Raw genomic sequence first — 17,631 nt, forward strand, 5'->3', positions numbered from 1 at the left:
AGAATGACACCTGCTGTTCGACTGGTGAAAAAAGCCAAAATTGCCTTTGAAATTTTAGAATATAGCCACGATCCACACTGCGCCGCCTATGGCGAAGAAGCCGCCAACACTCTTGGGCTTAATCCTGCACAGGTATTTAAGACCTTACTGGTCGCCATCGACAAAGCCCATGCGCCAATCGCCGTCGCGCTCGTACCCGTCGATCATCAACTGAATCTTAAAGCCGTTGCAAAATGTTTAGGGCAGAAGAAATTGCAAATGGCTGATGCTGAACTCGCGCAAAAATCATCGGGTTATCTTGTGGGTGGTATCAGCCCGTTAGCACAAAAGAAGCGCCTGCCAACCTTGATTGACCAAAGTGCACAATCCTTTGATCACATTTATGTCAGTGCAGGACGTAGAGGGCTTGAGATTAGTTTATCCGCCAACGAGTTGGCTCAACTCTGTAATGGTTCATTTGCCGATATAAAAACACTTTAATGTAAGCCTAATGGGTTGAATATCACAAAATTAACAATAATTTAACCCAACACATTAAAGTGTTTGAAAAAGCCGTGATATCCGTCTATAAATTGTACTGAGCGACAGTTGGACTAAGGACAGTCAGATGGAAAAATCAACACAATGGAATCCAGAAAAAGGCATAGGCCCCGTTGGCTGGGTTGCCATGCTGCTTTGTATCGCGCTTTTTATCTATGAGCATTTTTGGGGAAATGGTTTTACGACTATGGTAGTTATGCTCTACTGCAGTTTTTTGCTCCCCTCGGTATTACTTACCCGCAGAGTGCAAGAAAGGTACTTTATTTATACCTTGGAATATATCAGTGCCTTTCGTAAGTTCACCATAATGATGACGGTAATCTTTCTCTGTGTGTGGCTACTCGCCACTTATACCCCTCTTATTCGCTAAACCTATCCACAAAAGATTTAATCGCGCATATTCACAATAAAAAGCCATTGATGTTATCCATCAATGGCTTTTGTTTACCGTCTTTTAAATACGGCTGGTGTAATCACCCCAAGCTAACCATTTATAGGTGGTTAATGCCTCAAGCCCCATTGGGCCGCGGGCGTGCAACTTTTGCGTGCTTACCGCAACTTCGGCACCTAAACCAAACTGGCCACCATCAGTAAAACGCGTACTGGCATTGACATACACAGCGGCAGAATTCACTTCGTTCATAAAGTGCGCCGCAGCGTGAATATCATCGGTCAGAATCGCTTCCGAATGCCCGCTCGAATACTGGCGAATATGGTCAACGGCAGTATCGATATCGCCCACCACTTTGATACCTAAGGTTAACGACAACCATTCGATGCCAAAATCCTCGGCCTTAGCCAGAGTCACATCGAAACCTAAACCATCGAGCAAAGCAAAACTTGTCTCACAGACTGAAAAACGCACACCTAAACGATGCAAATACTCGGCAACTTGCGGTACAAAAGTGCTCGCCACGCGCTCATCCACCAGCAAGGTATCGAGCGCATTACACACGGTCGGACGCTGCACTTTGGCGTTAGCAATAACATCTAGGGCACGTTGTAAGTCAGCATTTTTATCGACATATAAATGGCAAATGCCAATGCCGCCTAAGATCACCGGAATGGTCGCTTGCTCAGCACATAGGCGCTGCAGAGCTTGACCGCCGCGCGGCACTATCATGTCAACATATTGATCGAGCTTAAGCAAACCTGTCACTAAGGCTCTATCAGGCGAATCAATAAATTGCACCACATCTATGGGCAAACCTTGGGCGACAATCGCGCTGCGGATCACATCACTAATAAGTTTATTCGATTCAAGGGTTTCTTTACCGCCACGGAGGATCACCGCATTACCAGTTTTAAGGGCAAGCACCGCGATATCCACGGTCACATTAGGGCGTGCTTCATAAATCACCCCAATCACCCCAAGCGGTACACGGCGGCGAGTCAGCCTTAACCCGTTATCCAATAACTTACTGCCAAACTCTTCACCGACGGGATCGGCAAGGCGAATGACATCGCTGATGTCACCGATAATGCCCGCAAGGCGCGCATCATCGAGCAATAATCTGTCGATCATCGCCTCCGTTAATCCATCGGCCTTAGCAGCGGCAACATCCTTAGCATTGGCGGCTAAAATGGCCGGAGAGTTTTCCGTCAGCGCATCGGCAATAGCCTCGAGCAAATCGGCCTTTTGACTCGCCGTTAAGTTGGCTAAGGCATAACTTGCCTGTTTGGCATTAGCGCCAAGTTGCTGTAAATACTGCGCTTGATTCATTTCACTCAAAACAGACCTCGCTTATAGGACCACCATGTCGTTTCGGTGCACTATTGCGTCACCATAATCGTAACCGAGTACTGACTCGATCTCGTCGGAATGTTTACCCGCAATCAAATTCAAGGCTTGACCACAATACCTCGTTATCCCCTTAGCAATTACTTTACCTTGTTGGTCAACTAATTTCAGTGTTGCGCCGCGCTCAAATTCGCCCTTAACCCCAATAATGCCTTTAGATAATAAGCTACGGCCCTTATCGGTAACGGCTTTTACCGCGCCAGCATCGAGCACTAAAGAACCTTGAGTCGCAGGGCCCGCCAATATCCACTGTTTACGGCTTTCGAGCGGGTTTTCAATGGCACTAAAGTGAGTACCAACGGACTCTTTACCAACCACTTTTTTAATCACATCGGGGTGATGACCTGAGGCAATCACCACCTCAATCCCGGCACGGCGAGCAATATCAGCGGCTTCCAGTTTAGTCGACATACCGCCCGTACCTAAACCCGATACAGAACCACCCGCTAACATCCGCAGACTGTCATCAATCTTCACCACCTGCGAAATCAATTTAGCATTCGGATTAGTGCGCGGATCGGCATCGAACAACCCCTTTTGATCCGTCAATAAAATCAATAAATCAGCATCACACAGCAGCGCCGCGCGGGCCGATAAATTATCATTATCACCGACTTTAATCTCGTTGGTAGCCACGGCATCATTTTCATTAATGATGGGGATAATATTGTTTGCCAACAATGCATTGAGTGTATCTCTAGCATTGAGATAACGTTCTCTATCCTGCAAGTCGGCGCGGGTTAGCAAGAGTTGGCCCACATGCAGCCCATAAATACTAAAGAGTTGTGCCCAAGCGAGGATCAACTGACTTTGCCCGACAGCGGCTAACAACTGCTTATTGGCCATAGTGTCGGGCAGTGTCGGGTATTGGAGATGTTCACGCCCAGCGGCAATCGCCCCTGAGGTGCATAAAACGACTTCGACCCCTGACTTCATCAGTGCAGCCATTTGACGAGCCAGCTCAACCATATGGGCTTTATCTAGCTGTTTACTGCCAGAGGTCAGCACACTCGTTCCCAATTTCACTACCACGCGGCGATACGCAATCTCACTTAAGTTCATTATTCATTTGTAAAAAATAACCGAACAATCCTTATACCTAATCCGCTAGATAATTGGTAGCGAGGAGTGATTAACTCGAGATAAATTTTCGATTTTGCTCATAATCACGCAGTAAAAAGGGCCATCGATTAGATGACCCTCAAAAAATATTGCCTATTTGTAGACAATCTAACCCACTAGGCTAGTAGCTCACTATTAAACAGCATCAAGCATAGACAAACTTAGCCACAAATAATGCCGCTAACACGATGATACCCACATTGAGATCGCTAAAGCGACCCGTGAGTATTTTAATCGCCGCATAGGAGATAATCCCCAGCGCAATCCCCGATGCAATAGAGAAGGTCAGCGGCATTAAGATACACACAACCACCACAGGCGCGGCTTCGGTTAAATCTTCCCACTCAACATGCACAAGGCCAGACATCATTAAAATAGCCACATAAAACAGGGTACCCGCTGTTGCATAGGCCGGGATCATCCCCGCCAATGGCGATAGGAACAATGCAGCAATAAACAATAACCCTACCACCACAGCGGTTAATCCTGTACGCCCTCCCGCACTCACTCCCGCGGTACTTTCGATATAGCTTGTCGTGGTGGAAGTACCACAAGCAGCCCCTGCAATGGTAGCTAAACTGTCTGCGGTCAAAGCACGATTTAAACGTGGTAAACGACCTTTCTCATCGAGAAAACCACCGCGTTGGGCAACCGCCACTAAGGTGCCTGATGTATCAAATAAATCCACAAACAAGAAGGCAAACACGACTGATAGCATCGTGACTTCAAAAACTTGGGATAAATCCATCTTCATAAAGGTTGGGGCAATTGAAGGCGGCATAGACACTATGCCGTTGTAATGCACATCACCAAAGATCAATCCAAGTCCGGTGATAATTAAGATACTTAAAATTACCGCCGACTTCATTCCCCTTTGCACCATGGCAATAATCAGGAAAAAGCCCAATACCGCCATTACGGCCGGAAAAGCAGTAATATCACCCATAGTGACTAAGGTCGCAGGATTAGCAACAACAATGCCCGCACTTTTAAGACCAATCAGCGCAAGAAATAAACCAATACCAGCGGCAATACCTAGGCGTAACGACACGGGAATGCTGTTAACAATCCATTCACGAATACGCACTAAGGACAAGATTAAAAAGCAAATTCCCGATAGGAACACGGCACCTAAGGCTGTCTCCCAGCTATAACCCATTTCACCCACAACCGTGTAAGTGAAAAAGGCGTTAAGCCCCATTCCCGGTGCTAATGCAATCGGATAATTAGCCATTAATCCCATGACTAAACAACCAATTGCTGCTGCAAGGCAGGTGGCAACAAATACTGCCCCGTGGTCCATGCCTGCATCGGCTAACATCATTGGATTGACAAAAATGATGTAGGCCATCGTCATAAATGTGGTTAAACCTGCAATAGCTTCCTGCTTGAGGCTCGTTTGATTTTGTTTTAGTTTGAACAGCTTTTCTAACATGGAACTGGGTTCCTTTTATTTTAAGTAGGTAGGGTATTTAAATGTAAGGAATATGTAGCGCGATTACATTTGCGGCAGATTATAAGGAGTTTAGGCTGGTCAGGCCACAAGATTGGCGAGGAATAGTTAACTCCATCAATAGCGGAGAAATAATACATAAGTATGAAGTAATGGCTCACAACGCCTGATTATCGATAGTGGCGACGCCAATAATCTCGGCGATCTCCGCTAAATGGGTATCGACCCATGCACTGCTGATCGGTCCCCAAGTGAGGATGCGATAATAACCCGCGTTGTTGCGACTCCCTTCCTGTATAAATTCAACGCGGATACCAATATCCTCAAAGGCAGCAATAGCATCCTGCAATGTACGGCGCGGCATTCCAGTTAACTTGTTGAGAGATAATAAATTATGACGCTCGTCATCCATTAAATGTGCGAGATATAACTTACGTAGAAAGGCTTTATTTTGCTTTGAAACCGCTGGCGATACGGATGCTGACACTGGCATAGGATGACCTGTCGAGATGTAAAAGTAATTATCATCAAAACTACTTTATATTCAGTTAATAACGCAATAGCCAGTCCTAAATAGTTGGCATTAAATATAGCCAGATCACACAGTGCAATACTGCGGATTAATTTGAATAAAACAACTTGTATTTTCCCCCTGATAGCTGTTATTTCTAGTCTCAGACGTTGATACCCAAACAACCTAAAAATACGAATACTTTGAGTTTGAGGTTGAGGTTGTTTGAGTATAGATAAACTACACTTACTCATGTGAGTCATCGATTGGCTTAGCGAGTCTCAATCCCAGCTGCGAGAGTCCGTGGAGGCATAGGTGATAATGACACTTGATAAAGACAAACCTCATCACTCAGGCATTCGATATAACCACTATAAATTGATGGGGTTAATGGCGCTTTGCAGTTACCAAACCGGCAATACAGCCGAACTGAGTATTGGTGTTAGCCTCTCTATTCCTCCTTATGTTATTCAAGAAACTAACAGTGGACTCGAACTCGAATTACTCTACCAAGCACTCGCGGTTAAGGGACATAATGCCATCATCCACTACCTTCCTTTGGCGCGTACATTTCATGAGCTAAAAGAAGGCAAACTCGATGGTATTATCAATATAAAAGAAGGCATGTTAGATAATGTCTTTTATTCTGATGTGGTCATTAGCTATCAAAACTGTGCCATTAGCCTCGAATCAAATCGATTTAATATCAATAGCATAAGTGATTTAAGTGACAAACAAGTCGTCGCTTTTCAGCGTGCATCAAGCATGTTAGGAGAAGAGTTTGGCCAAATGGCTAAAGCCAATACTGGCTATAAAGAACAAGCTCGACAACTACAACAGGTTTATATGTTGATGAAGCATAGAGCCGATGTGGTGGTGATGGATAAAAATATTTTTAAATACTATTTAAAGCAGGCTTATCTGGATGGGCGATTGAACAGCAAGGAATTACAACAACAAGCCATTTGCCACAAAGTATTCCCCCCGACTGAATATCGTTTTGCGTTTCTGAGCGCACAAATTCGGGATGATTTTAATGCGGGTCTTAAGCACATTACCCAAGACGGTAGCTTGCAAGCATTACAGGAAAAATACCGCCGCCTCATGTCCCTAGAACATGAAGCGGAGGCATCAACCAAAATAATAGAACGTAACCCCATCGGAAATGATGCGCTCTAACCGCCGCCAATAGAAAAATTACTTAACGACAAGCACAGGACATACCGCGCCATTTGCCACAGCTTCAGCGACATTAGTATGTAAAAAGTGTGATAACCCACTCCGTCCATGACTGGCAATCACCACCATGCCAATATCTTTACCGTTCGCTTCCTCTAAAATTTGATCGACAGGATCACCACGGCGGATCAAAGTACTAATTGGAAGATCCGTTTTTAGTTTATCTAGCAATGCTTGCATTTTATTGGCCGCCGCATCTTCCATACTCTTAGCCAGCTCTTCAGGTGTGATGGATAAAATCATAAAGTTTTCATCACCAATAGGCTGCTCAACCACGTGTAGAATTTTTAGACCAACATTATACAAATTAGCCATTTCAATAGCATAACTTAGTGCATGGGCCGCAGTTTCCGAGAAATCTGTGGGCCAGAGTATTTGACCTTTACGCATAATCTGTACTCCTTCTATGGCGCAACTGAATTACTAAGTGAAGGTAAAACTTAGGTAATAGAACTAATCTCGTAACCAAGCTACCGCATCACCATTATCGACAAAAAACCTTACCTCAGCAGGTGTAAACCAGTTTGCCAACTTAGCCAACACTTCCTGCAATGTTGTCTTACCGACAATGGCAATTTTCTCGAAATGGCGAATATGCTTCACCCCAAGTTTAATATCGTCCCAAGCGGCTTGTAGTTCCAAGCCATCCAACTCAGTGACATCAACCAAGGCGAAGATATCGGGATCTTTTACGCCTGCCAGTGCCGATTCCAACACGGGCACCATCCTTTCGTAGTCTTGGTGAGTTAAGGTACCAATAGCTTTAAAGGCAACGAAAAAATCATCATCACCATAACGCTCAATACCGATCGAAATTCCGTGCTTTAACAAAGTCATACATACTCCTTATGTGAGAACCTTTGATTCAGTGTAGAAGCTAACGCTATAACAAGCCGTGATCTTGCTCAAAAATACACCAGATATCTTGCGCTACCTCAACAAGCAAGCTAGGATAAACCGACTAATCAGTCGGTACTTATTTAAGATTCAATTGTAAGAGTTGAATCTTAAATAAGTACCCAATAAGACTTGCTTACCACTTCGCAAGGAGCAACCACTATGAATATGGCTACTGACCACCTTAATACCTCACCGCTGACTCAGTTGCTCCAACGTCAACGCAGCAGTTACTTCACCAATCCGAACCCCGATTACGCTACGCGAGTGGAGCAATTAACTCGACTTAAAGCGGCCATACTGCAATTTCAAACACCCTTGGTCGATGCCTTAAGCCAAGATTATGGCCATAGATCGATTGATGACAGCCTAATATCTGACATTATGCCAGTCATTAACAACATCAATTACTGTTTGAAAAACTTAAAAAAATGGCTCAAACCTAGTGTTCGTCATGCAGGGATCTTACTCGCTCCTGCCAACGTCACTGTGCATTATCAACCTTTGGGGGTTATCGGCATTATCGTGCCATGGAATTTCCCCGTGATGCTGTCGCTTGGCCCACTTGCCGCCATCATTGCCGCGGGTAATCATGCCATGCTCAAAATGTCTGAATTTACCCCAGCGACCAATCAAGTGATCAAACAGTTATTGGCACAGGTTTTCGATGAATCCTATGTCGCGGTCATCGAAGGTGAAGCGGATATTGCCGCCCAATTTTCTGCCCTGCCCTTCGATCACTTGCTCTTTACTGGCTCCACTACAGTGGGTCGCCATGTGATGCGCGCCGCTGCCAATAACCTTACCCCTGTAACACTCGAGCTAGGCGGTAAATCGCCTGTGATTATCGCCCCTGATATGCCGCTCGAGACAGCGGTAGAACGAATGATTTACGGTAAGTGCCTAAATGCAGGGCAAATCTGTGTCGCCCCAGATTATGTACTCTGCCCTAAAGCCAAAGTGGATGGCTTCATCACGGCCTACCAAGCCAAGTTTCAATCCATGTACGGTACGATTAACCACAACAAAGACTATGGCAGCATCATTAACACACGCCAGTTTGACCGCTTGATGACAGTGCTCGAAGACGCCAAAGCAAAAGGCGCCCGTGTTATTTCTGCGACTGACGAAGCCATAGATAGCCAAAACCGCAAAATTGCGACTCAGTTGATAACGAACACCACTGAAGACATGCTATTGATGCAAGAGGAAATATTTGGTCCATTGCTGCCGATTATTGGTTATGACTCGCTAGATGAAGCGATTCAATACATCAACCATAGAGCCAGACCCCTAGCACTTTATGTAATGAGTTTTGATAAGCCTACGCAGCAAAAAATCCTTCAGCAGACCCATTCTGGCGGTGTTTGTATCAATGAAACCGTGTTCCATGTCGCGGCAGATGACGCGCCCTTTGGCGGTATAGGCCCGTCGGGCATGGGGCATTACCATGGTAAAGAAGGCTTTTTGACCTTCAGCCATGCTAAAACCGTACTCAGCCGTGGTCGATTTAACACGGGTAAGTTTGTGCACCCACCCTATGGCACTTTTATCCAACGCATCTTAATGAAGCTATTTTTGCGCTAGTCATTGGGGGATAAATCTTGAATAAGCCAGCCACCACGCAACCAATAAAAATGATGACAGATAAACGCCAAGCCATTCTCGATACCGCCTTAGTACTCTTTGTCAGCCAAGGATTTCATGGCACGTCCACCGCCTCGATTGCAAAACATGCAGGCGTCGCTACGGGCACCTTGTTCCATCACTTCCCTTCCAAGGAAGCCTTGATGGAATCTTTGTTTCTTACCATAAAACAAGAGTTTGCCGATGCTTTACTGTTAAACAGCCCTAAAAGTAATGATCTTAAACACAATGCATTGCAGCTTTGGCAAAGTGCGATTGATTGGTCGCTAGAAAATCCTGTCAAGCAACTGTTTTTTCAGCAATATTCTATGTCACCTATGATAGCGGCTCAGGTGCGCGATCAAGCGATGAACGGTATCTTAGGTTTTATTAGCGAACTGATTAAACAGGGACAAATGATGGGATTAATCGCCCACTATCCCATTGAACTGATGGTAGAAAACTGTCATGGACAATATCTGGCGGCCACACGCTTCTTTATCGATAACCCACATTTAGGGACAAATAAAACATACCAAGATGCCAGTTTTGAATTGTTTTGGAAGGCCATGCAAGCGGACTAACATAGCCCAATATCAGGCTATTGACTCTCAATTGCTGCCTTAGGTAAACGCTGGGGTCTACAGCTAAACTCCAGCGCTTATCCTAATTTCGGCGCACGTACTTAACTCTGACTCAACTCCTGCGCTTTTTCGGCTGGCTGGGTGACTTGAGTTGGGCTCCAGTAACCTTGTTTGATGCCCTTATCAATCATCTCAGCGACCGCCAATTCAATGGCCTGCAACACACAAAATTGCACTGGTTCATTGGTAGTAAAACCGACTTCAGCCTCGGCAAGGCGATTTAAACTCGTGTAACGGAATAACCCCGCACGCATTTCTTGGGATAAAACACGCTTACTGGTTGAGACTGACATCATCACTTTACCCGTGTGCACATCGACCGCACGCAGATAAATCGTCACCAGATCTTCACGGTACATTTCAGAGGCACCAATGCCGTAATACTCAACGCCCGCACCTCCCGTACTGGTGTTAGTCTCATAGCTGATGATCCCACCTTCAAGCAACAATCTGGCAGTAGACAATACAGGTACGTCATCGCCCTTAGTTCCCGTTTGTTTATTGCTGATCTTACGCTCGGTAAGCAAATTTTGCAGCCCTTCACGCTCCACAGGTGTAAACCATTTAGAGTCGAGCAAAGTCTGCATCAACATCGACGTTGCGCCCTGAGTAACCGCGGTCGAAAACGAACTCACGTTAGCCTGTGGTTTATATTGTCCCGTTTGATCGCGAAAGGAATATACAGCGACAGGAATGGGGAACTTAGGCCCAGGCTGAGCTTGTAATCCACGCATCACTTCACTTAAAGGGTTAACCTCGGCAGACGTGATATTCAAATCAGGTTTAGGGATCAAACTGCAGGCCGACAGGCTTAATAACCATAAACTCACTAACACTAAACGAGCCATTAGCTAAGACCTCCAAACGTCGGCATTTCTATCACTGTAATTTCACCAGTTTGAGTGTTAGTGATAGTTAACATCACGCCATTACCCGTAGAAGCCACCTCAATACGAAAATCCCCAGTATCATAAACGCCATCTTTGATCTCACCATCGGCCACACCGCGGGTGATGGAGTTAATAATGTTACGCTCTAGGGATTCTTTAAAGCGGGTGACAAAGTCCTTCTCGGTCGAGCTAGATTTATGGTCATTCTGGGCTTGGGCTTTATTTAATAGAAAAGTCCCATTTTGTGGATTACCGCCAAAACTGGGATTAATGGGTGTGTAAATCAATTCAGTGGCTTGACCACTGCTCGCCACATATAACGTGACAAGGGCAAGTAACGTCCTGTATGTCATTATTTTTATCCTAAAAATCGTCCGATGTTCCTGAAAAATCACCTGTTATGGCATTGGCTCTGATTTGCGCTAAATAATCAATCGTGAGCAAAATCGCCTGCTCTGCACTCTCTTTAACTGGATTTGCACGACGGCCAAAATGGGTGGTGTAAATCCGAGTCCCGTTTACCTCTAGGGTTAAAACAGTGCCAGCCTGTGGAAACACTGTCTCATACAGAGTGACGTTAACGCCTTGGGTAAAGGGCAGTTCACGCCAATAGCTTGAGTAGTAAAAACCAAAGTCTTTACCAAACCGAGTCAAGGTTCTATCTATTACTAAGCCACTAATTTCAATGTCGTTATCGGCAAAAGTGATAGGGGAAGTTAACAGCAGGAATGGACATAAAACACAAGCAAGCAGACGCTGTTTTAACGGTTTCACATATTCCTCCTTTAAGCTGTTAATCGAACCTTAAACATTGCACTCACCACGGTTAAAACAAGATGAGTTGTAGCGCAAATTTTCGGTAAAACAGGTTAACAGGGTTAAAGATCTCCCGTCATTAAGCTGGGGGACAAATTAGCCCAAAGAGCTAAGGTAAAAATGCAAAAATAGCCCATTTGGGTAATGTGCCAAGCGGCCACGGAGGATAGGAGTTGTGTTTAAACAAGCGAAGAAAATAGGCAATAAAAATGTGCCTTAAACGTGTATGGCGGTGTTATTTAAAACACTGGCATTATTGTGGCAACCATAGTCGAACCAACAGGCCACCGTCACTGCGATTATGCATGCTAATACAGCCATCGTGGGCTTCGATAATTTCACGACACAAAGGTAAACCTAAGCCTGTGCCCGATTGTTTTGTTGAGTAAAATGGTAATAGCGCCTGCTCTAATACTTCGCCAGACATACCTGCGCCGCGATCCTCAATCGCAATACTGAAACCCGCGCCATCCACTAAGGTTTGATATCGAATCGATAAGGTGACGTCCTCGGGGTTTGAACCAGATTCATGGGCATTTTTCAGTAAATTAAGGAGCACTTGCTCCATCTGTCCTTGGTCAAAATAGCCATCGACCTCAGGCAAATCATCCTTAAGTTTAAAGGGATAATGCTGGGTTAACTGGGCGGTAAATTGCGCCCAACTCACCTGACACCGCTGTGGAAGCGGCAACTTAGCGAAGCGAGCATAGTTGAAGATAAACTGACTTAAATGATTAGTGCGATTCTCAATCGTATCGAAAATTAAGGTTAACCTAGGATCATCTATATCTTGAGTGAGTAGACGGCCCGAATTGACCATAGAAGCAATGGGCGCGACGGAGTTATTGAGTTCATGGCTTATAATGCGGATGACTTTTTTCCACACTGCCACCTCTTGGCGATTGAGTTCTCGAGTCATCTGTTTGAGCAAGATTAAGTTATGCTGTTGGTTATTCAATAAAAACTGACCACGGCTGATATACCAAGTTTCCATCTCATCTTCGCCCATGGCAAAGAGGCCGTTCTTTTCATGTTTAAGTGCTAAGGCCAATGCCTCGGGCAAATCCACCAGTAATTCATCTAAGCTCAAGCCTTCCATTCTGCCCTTTTTATGAAATAGGTGACGCGCGGCATCATTGGCGTAAATGAGCCGTTGATGGTCATCGAGCAATAACATCACATTGGGGGAACTCTGAATCACCTTATCCAGCAATAACTCACGTTGATAAATGTATTGCCTTTCTTGGCGCAATTTAGCCGCGCTATGATTAAATAACTGCGCTAAGGTTTTGAGTTGCCCTTCACCATGTTCAGGAATACTCACACTAAAATCATTATCACTAAAATTGAGCAAGCCGACTTCAAGGGAATCTAAACTGCGGCCAAGATGTCGAGTCAACCAAGCAATGCCTAAACCACAGACACAGCAGGCGAACAATAACACCATCAACCCCTCACCTAAGGTCAAACTAGCGGCAGGTTCACTGGCGACTATCTCGGCGGGCGCAACAGAGGATACGGGGGCTTTAGGCGGTAAAATGGATAGTGGCTCGACACGTAAAGGCTCAACAATATGAGGCATAGAATTAAATGCCCCTTCTTTAAGCTGTTCTAAGGTAAAAAGTTTTATCTGTAACTGTGCTTGTTTAAGTTGTTCAAGCTTTTGCAGTTCAGCCTTAATCTGCTCTGCCCTTTGGTGCGCTTGCATTGCTGCGGCCTGCTGCAATGGCTCACTATTGTTAAGGGCGAGTTCGATAGACGCGAGGTTTTTTTCAAGCTCAGCAAAGTCAAACGTGACATTATTATCAGGGGTTTTAATCGCGTGAGGCGTGGTAACAACTGATGCCTCGGATAAAATATATTTCACCAAGGCAAAGCTCAATAATACGCCAAAGGCACAGCACGCTATTGAATAAATGATAATTTTAGTTCGAATTAACACTCATATTCCTTAATCGATAGCCTTCATCTATAACCTAGCGCCTGCGCTTAGCCTATGACTTATCTAAACCAAATTTATCCATTCGCCGATACAGCGCCTGACGACTGAGTCCAAGGGATTTTGCAACTCTCGCAATCACTCCTTTATGCAAGCTCAGTGCAGCTTCGATTTCTTCTCGGCTCACATCAACCGATTCATTGGAAAATGCAGTATTAGCGGGGATAGAAGCGGATGCATAAACGGGCTTAGAGTACTGTTCACCCATTTCAGGCTGAGGATCAAATTGCCGCTGCTCAGAAACAGCCAAAACACTGGAAGAAGATTTTATGGCTCTCGCAACAGGTGCCAAACCAAAGTCAGTTTCCGTCAACACATGACCTTGTGCTAGTAATACGGCTCGCTTACAGGCGTTTTCAAGCTCTCGGACATTTCCCGGCCAGCGGTGGTGCAATAACGCCTGAAGCGCAGGTTTACTCAAGCTAAAATCGCTACCGATAAAATGCTGTACTAAAGGTAAAATATCATCGGTGCGTTGATTCAGCGGTGGCAATGCCAGTTCAATCACATTTAAGCGGTAAAACAAATCCTCACGGAATCGCCCTTCGGCGATATCTTGGGCCAGATCCGCATTGGTCGCACTGATCACCCGCACTTTTACTTTCTGTGTTTTATGGCTTCCTAAGCGTTCAAATTCGCCCGTTTGTAGCACCCGCAATAATTTCACTTGGCCAGATAACGGCAAATTACCGATTTCATCTAGAAACAGCGTGCCGCCGTCTGCCGCCTCAAAACGACCGATACGCGCTTTGGTGGCGCCGGTAAAAGCGCCCGCTTCGGCACCAAACAGCTCGGCTTCTAACAACTCCATCGGCAACGCACCGACATTGACCTTGATAAAAGGTTTGTTTTTTAAGGGTGAATTGGCATGGAGAATATCGGCGAGTTTGTCTTTTCCCGCACCATTGGGGCCTGTGATCAACACAGATACATCGGAGCGCGCCAATTGCAAGGCTAAGTCAATACAACGCTGCATAGCACCGCTGCCAAAGACGATACCGCAGAGATTAGCATCGGCGATCGCCACTTGCCGTTGATGATTCACCCGCTCCAAGCGGTGGTTAGCACGGGAGAGTTTATAGAGCGCAATCAGATTAGTGATACTATTGAGTACTTTAGCATCATCCCAAGGTTTACCCATATAATCGGCGGCGCCCGCTTTAACTAATTCAACCGCCGTTTCGAGTTGCGTCCACGCTGTCATTAAAATAATGGGGAGATCCGCTTGCTGTTCACGTAGGGCATAAAAAAGCTGTCGTCCCTCCTCGCCTGAAGTGGTATCTCGGGTAAAGTTCATATCTTGAATGACAAGATCGACCTCCTGAGTCGTCAGCACTCCAAGGGCTTCTTCTGGAGTATGGCAAGATAAGACTCGATAACCATTCAACTCAAGCATTAAACCCAGTGCTTGGCAGATGGCGTGATTGTCATCGACGATAAGAATGGTATCCATAATTCTCAGTTCAGCCCCAAGTAAAACCCATTAACGGTAAAGTAACAAAAAGTGCAATAACATCCTATTGTTATCGCACCTTTCCTAGCTTGAATCTCCTCCAATATGCCGCTATACAGTGCGAGTTGCCGTTGCTGGCGAAATATTTGCCGCCTTACGCGCCGGTAGATAAACCGCCAGCGTAGTGACCATAAATAAGCCTGCCACAGTAAATATTGGATAACTTAACGTCAACATAGGTAGGCTATAGATTTTCATTAACTGTTGCCCTAACTGTATCGCTAACAAACCACCCAACACGCCTCCTGCTAAGCAAATCAAATAATTCTCAACAAGGAAGTAATTGATAATATCCCGCTTCTTCGCGCCCAGTGCTCGGCGTGTGCCTATTTGCTTAGTGCGACGCTGGATATTAAACATCACCATACCCGTTAACCCGAGAGAAGTGATAAGTAGCAATAACACCACCATCATAGTCAAGACTGTGATCATCAATTGATGGTCGCGGTATGAGCCCTCTTTTAAGGCCTCAATGGACTTGAATCCATCGAGTACTCGATTAGGATTCTCCGCCAGCAGTGCTTTTTTTATCGCGTCTTTAAGCTCGGCGTGATGCTCAGGTTTTGCCCGCACCATATAAGAACTGCTGCCATAATCCACATTTTGAATAATGCTGTTTTCAAGGCTATTACTGTCAATCCATGCGCCTTGTAATTTCTCAACGACGCCAATCACTGTGATCTGCGCATCTTTACCTTCGTATAACACTTTACCCAGTGCCGATTCATCTGGCCAAATCGCTTTTGCTAACGTGCTGGTCATTATCGCTAATCGACTGGGGCTATCGAGATTATCCTTAAGTTCATGGGGATAAAAATTACGTCCCTCAATCAGTTTAATCCCTAAGGTATTAATGGTGTGATCTGTCCCTAAATACATCGCAAATTGCGGTGTTGATTTAACACTATCAGGATCTGGCCCGAGCTTTAAGCTACTTGACCAACCACCGCCACTCAAGGGCAGCATGTTAGTTGAGGTCGCATCAATCACATTGGGTAAACCCCGTAAAATTTGTTGATCGATTTTGTTTTGCGCGGTTTTATCAATCAATGGATCGAAGTTGAACAAGCTAAAGGTCAAAACTTCTGACTCTTTAATTCCCGAATCACGCTGCATCAGGGCTAAACGCTCTTGAATAATAAAGCTCGCGTTCGCCACAATCGCCACTGACAAAATAATTTGAATAAGCAGTAAGATTGGACCGCTTTTACTGCGCAATAAACTGCTGAGAATAGGTTTAATATGCAACATAATAAGTCCCCTACTGGCTTTTAAGATAAACGCTAGGCTTAGTGCGACACACCACCCACGCAGGATACAAACCAGCCAATAACGCTGTGCCCACCGCAATACTTGGGGTGATAATCCACATACTTGCCGATAACTGGGTTAACCCCTTCGCGACCTCAAACTGGGCCGATAACCCATAAAGCGAAGCATAGGCCCAAGCCAGTCCCAGCAAACCACCGAATAAACCAATCATGCCCACTTCAACCATATATTGAGCGAAGATTTGACCTCGGCTAGCGCCAATGGCGCGGCGTACACCCACTTCGGGCGCGCGCTTGAGAAACTTGGTCAGCATCAAACCTAATATATTGACTAAACAAACACTTAAAAACAGAACACTTAAACCGACCAAGATTTTATTGTCTTCTGGCACCACATGATTGTATTCAAGCCAAGTTGCCACATCGGATACTTTGACTGAATCAGCGGCAGATTTATTATCCGTAAAACGGCCTAGGGCTTTTTGCTCCGCCACATAATTGCTGAGCCAAGAACGGTAACTGGCTACAGCGTCTTTATTGGGCAACTCAACCCAATAGAGCAACCACACTTTTTCAGAGTGAAGGCGATCGCTGTAGCTATTCATCGGCTCAAACTTCCAACCCGAAGTGTTACCCCATATATCAAACTCTTCGATAGGCGTCAGCGAAAACGGCACAAAAATTTGTTCCGTGTCGTTAAAGGCGCCGTTAGTGGGATCATAATATTTAGGCTTAGGATCCCAGGCTTTAATAACCCCAACCACTTGATAAGGTTTACGATTAAGATAAACCACTTTGCCAACACTGTTTTGCCCCGCAAACAACTTTTGATTGAGTTTATCGTTAATCACTACTTGATAGGCAGGTTCAGTGTCCACCGATTTATCCCACGCATTACCGTATAAAAATGGCACGTCAAACAGCTTAAAAAAGTCACTGTCCGTCACCCGAATGCTTTCTAAAATAGGCGCAAAATTAACATCATCCGTTTGCACTGCCATCCCAGTGCGAAACATCGCAGCTTGGCGTTTAGGTAAGGTATTGTTGCGCAGATTCATCGCGTCTTGGTAAGTCACTAATGAGTTTAACTCATCCCAAGAATCGGGACCTTGGCTCCAAAGCTGTACCGCATTTAACTCGTCAGAACGTTCACCCGCAGGGTTAAACGACATCATCTTATACACGTTTAAGGTAGTGATAGTGATACCGATACCAATGGAAATCGCCAACACCATCAACAGCGATAACACTGGGGTTTTCTTAATGCTGCGCCACGCTAAATCAACATAATAAAAAAACATAACGCGTA

Annotated in this window: 18 protein-coding genes; 5 read left to right on the forward strand and 13 right to left on the reverse strand. The window is 45.2% G+C overall.

The window, feature by feature from the left end; genetic code table 11:
- The first annotated feature begins 3 nt into the window (after nt 1-3).
- Entirely contained in the window at nt 4-480 is a 477-nt protein-coding gene (gene ybaK / locus JEZ96_RS14820) for a Cys-tRNA(Pro) deacylase (protein ID WP_011788350.1), read from the forward strand.
- Nucleotides 481-607: 127 nt separating this feature from the next.
- Nucleotides 608-910, forward strand: a complete 303-nt coding sequence (locus JEZ96_RS14825; RefSeq protein WP_011919845.1) for a hypothetical protein — start codon at nt 608-610, stop codon at nt 908-910.
- Between the two features lie 84 nt (nt 911-994).
- On the opposite strand, the gene JEZ96_RS14830 is transcribed toward JEZ96_RS14825, so the two are convergent.
- The 4 genes from JEZ96_RS14830 to JEZ96_RS14845 all read right to left on the reverse strand — a co-directional run bounded on the left by JEZ96_RS14830 (nt 995) and on the right by JEZ96_RS14845 (nt 5,409).
- Entirely contained in the window at nt 995-2,272 is a 1,278-nt protein-coding gene (locus JEZ96_RS14830; protein WP_025007623.1) for a glutamate-5-semialdehyde dehydrogenase, read from the reverse strand.
- Nucleotides 2,273-2,284: 12 nt separating this feature from the next.
- Nucleotides 2,285-3,403 carry a glutamate 5-kinase gene (gene proB / locus JEZ96_RS14835; protein ID WP_011788347.1) on the reverse strand — a complete coding sequence of 373 codons (1,119 nt, stop codon included), beginning with the start codon at nt 3,401-3,403 and terminating at the stop codon, nt 2,285-2,287.
- Between the two features lie 205 nt (nt 3,404-3,608).
- Nucleotides 3,609-4,898, reverse strand: a complete 1,290-nt coding sequence (locus JEZ96_RS14840) for an NCS2 family permease (protein ID WP_014611172.1) — start codon at nt 4,896-4,898, stop codon at nt 3,609-3,611.
- Between the two features lie 175 nt (nt 4,899-5,073).
- Nucleotides 5,074-5,409: a winged helix-turn-helix domain-containing protein gene (locus JEZ96_RS14845; RefSeq protein ID WP_011919847.1), complete on the reverse strand. Its 336-nt coding sequence runs from the start codon at nt 5,407-5,409 to the stop codon at nt 5,074-5,076.
- Nucleotides 5,410-5,748: 339 nt separating this feature from the next.
- Here JEZ96_RS14845 and JEZ96_RS14850 point away from each other — a divergent pair, with 339 nt between their 5' ends.
- Entirely contained in the window at nt 5,749-6,606 is an 858-nt protein-coding gene (locus JEZ96_RS14850) for a substrate-binding periplasmic protein (RefSeq protein WP_011788344.1), read from the forward strand.
- Nucleotides 6,607-6,624: 18 nt separating this feature from the next.
- Here JEZ96_RS14850 and JEZ96_RS14855 read toward each other — a convergent pair whose 3' ends face one another.
- Both JEZ96_RS14855 and JEZ96_RS14860 read right to left on the reverse strand, forming a co-directional pair.
- Nucleotides 6,625-7,056, reverse strand: coding sequence for a universal stress protein (locus JEZ96_RS14855; protein WP_011788343.1), 432 nt, complete (start codon nt 7,054-7,056; stop codon nt 6,625-6,627).
- Nucleotides 7,057-7,119: 63 nt separating this feature from the next.
- Nucleotides 7,120-7,503 (reverse strand): SpoIIAA family protein, encoded by a 384-nt coding sequence (locus JEZ96_RS14860; RefSeq protein ID WP_011788342.1) that lies wholly within the window; start codon nt 7,501-7,503, stop codon nt 7,120-7,122.
- Nucleotides 7,504-7,725: 222 nt separating this feature from the next.
- On the opposite strand from JEZ96_RS14860, the gene JEZ96_RS14865 reads away from it, so the two are divergent.
- Both JEZ96_RS14865 and JEZ96_RS14870 read left to right on the forward strand, forming a co-directional pair.
- Nucleotides 7,726-9,150 carry a coniferyl aldehyde dehydrogenase gene (locus JEZ96_RS14865; protein ID WP_025007622.1) on the forward strand — a complete coding sequence of 475 codons (1,425 nt, stop codon included), beginning with the start codon at nt 7,726-7,728 and terminating at the stop codon, nt 9,148-9,150.
- A gap of 17 nt (nt 9,151-9,167) precedes the next feature.
- Entirely contained in the window at nt 9,168-9,773 is a 606-nt protein-coding gene (locus JEZ96_RS14870; protein ID WP_025007621.1) for a TetR/AcrR family transcriptional regulator, read from the forward strand.
- Nucleotides 9,774-9,874: 101 nt separating this feature from the next.
- On the opposite strand, the gene JEZ96_RS14875 is transcribed toward JEZ96_RS14870, so the two are convergent.
- From JEZ96_RS14875 to JEZ96_RS14905, 7 genes are all read right to left on the reverse strand, one after another.
- Nucleotides 9,875-10,681: a CsgG/HfaB family protein gene (locus tag JEZ96_RS14875; RefSeq protein ID WP_025007620.1), complete on the reverse strand. Its 807-nt coding sequence runs from the start codon at nt 10,679-10,681 to the stop codon at nt 9,875-9,877.
- Nucleotides 10,681-11,076: a curli assembly protein CsgF gene (locus JEZ96_RS14880; protein ID WP_011919849.1), complete on the reverse strand. Its 396-nt coding sequence runs from the start codon at nt 11,074-11,076 to the stop codon at nt 10,681-10,683. Before JEZ96_RS14880 ends, JEZ96_RS14875 begins: the two co-directional genes overlap by 1 nt.
- Before the next feature lie 10 nt (nt 11,077-11,086).
- Entirely contained in the window at nt 11,087-11,497 is a 411-nt protein-coding gene (locus JEZ96_RS14885; RefSeq protein WP_011788337.1) for a curli production assembly/transport protein CsgE, read from the reverse strand.
- Nucleotides 11,498-11,792: 295 nt separating this feature from the next.
- Nucleotides 11,793-13,481: a sensor histidine kinase gene (locus tag JEZ96_RS14890; RefSeq protein WP_025007619.1), complete on the reverse strand. Its 1,689-nt coding sequence runs from the start codon at nt 13,479-13,481 to the stop codon at nt 11,793-11,795.
- A 52-nt stretch (nt 13,482-13,533) separates the two neighbouring features.
- The gene (locus JEZ96_RS14895; protein WP_025007618.1) at nt 13,534-14,991 is read right to left on the reverse strand and encodes a sigma-54-dependent transcriptional regulator; all 1,458 of its coding nucleotides are present in this window, start codon (nt 14,989-14,991) and stop codon (nt 13,534-13,536) included.
- 111 nt (nt 14,992-15,102) lie between these two features.
- Nucleotides 15,103-16,302, reverse strand: a complete 1,200-nt coding sequence (locus JEZ96_RS14900) for an FtsX-like permease family protein (protein ID WP_011788334.1) — start codon at nt 16,300-16,302, stop codon at nt 15,103-15,105.
- Nucleotides 16,303-16,312: 10 nt separating this feature from the next.
- A complete protein-coding gene (locus tag JEZ96_RS14905; protein WP_011919852.1) occupies nt 16,313-17,623 on the reverse strand; it encodes an ABC transporter permease in 1,311 nt (436 codons plus the stop codon).
- Between the last annotated feature and the right edge of the window lie 8 nt (nt 17,624-17,631).

The organism is Shewanella putrefaciens, assembly GCF_016406325.1.
Lineage (GTDB): Bacteria > Pseudomonadota > Gammaproteobacteria > Enterobacterales > Shewanellaceae > Shewanella > Shewanella putrefaciens.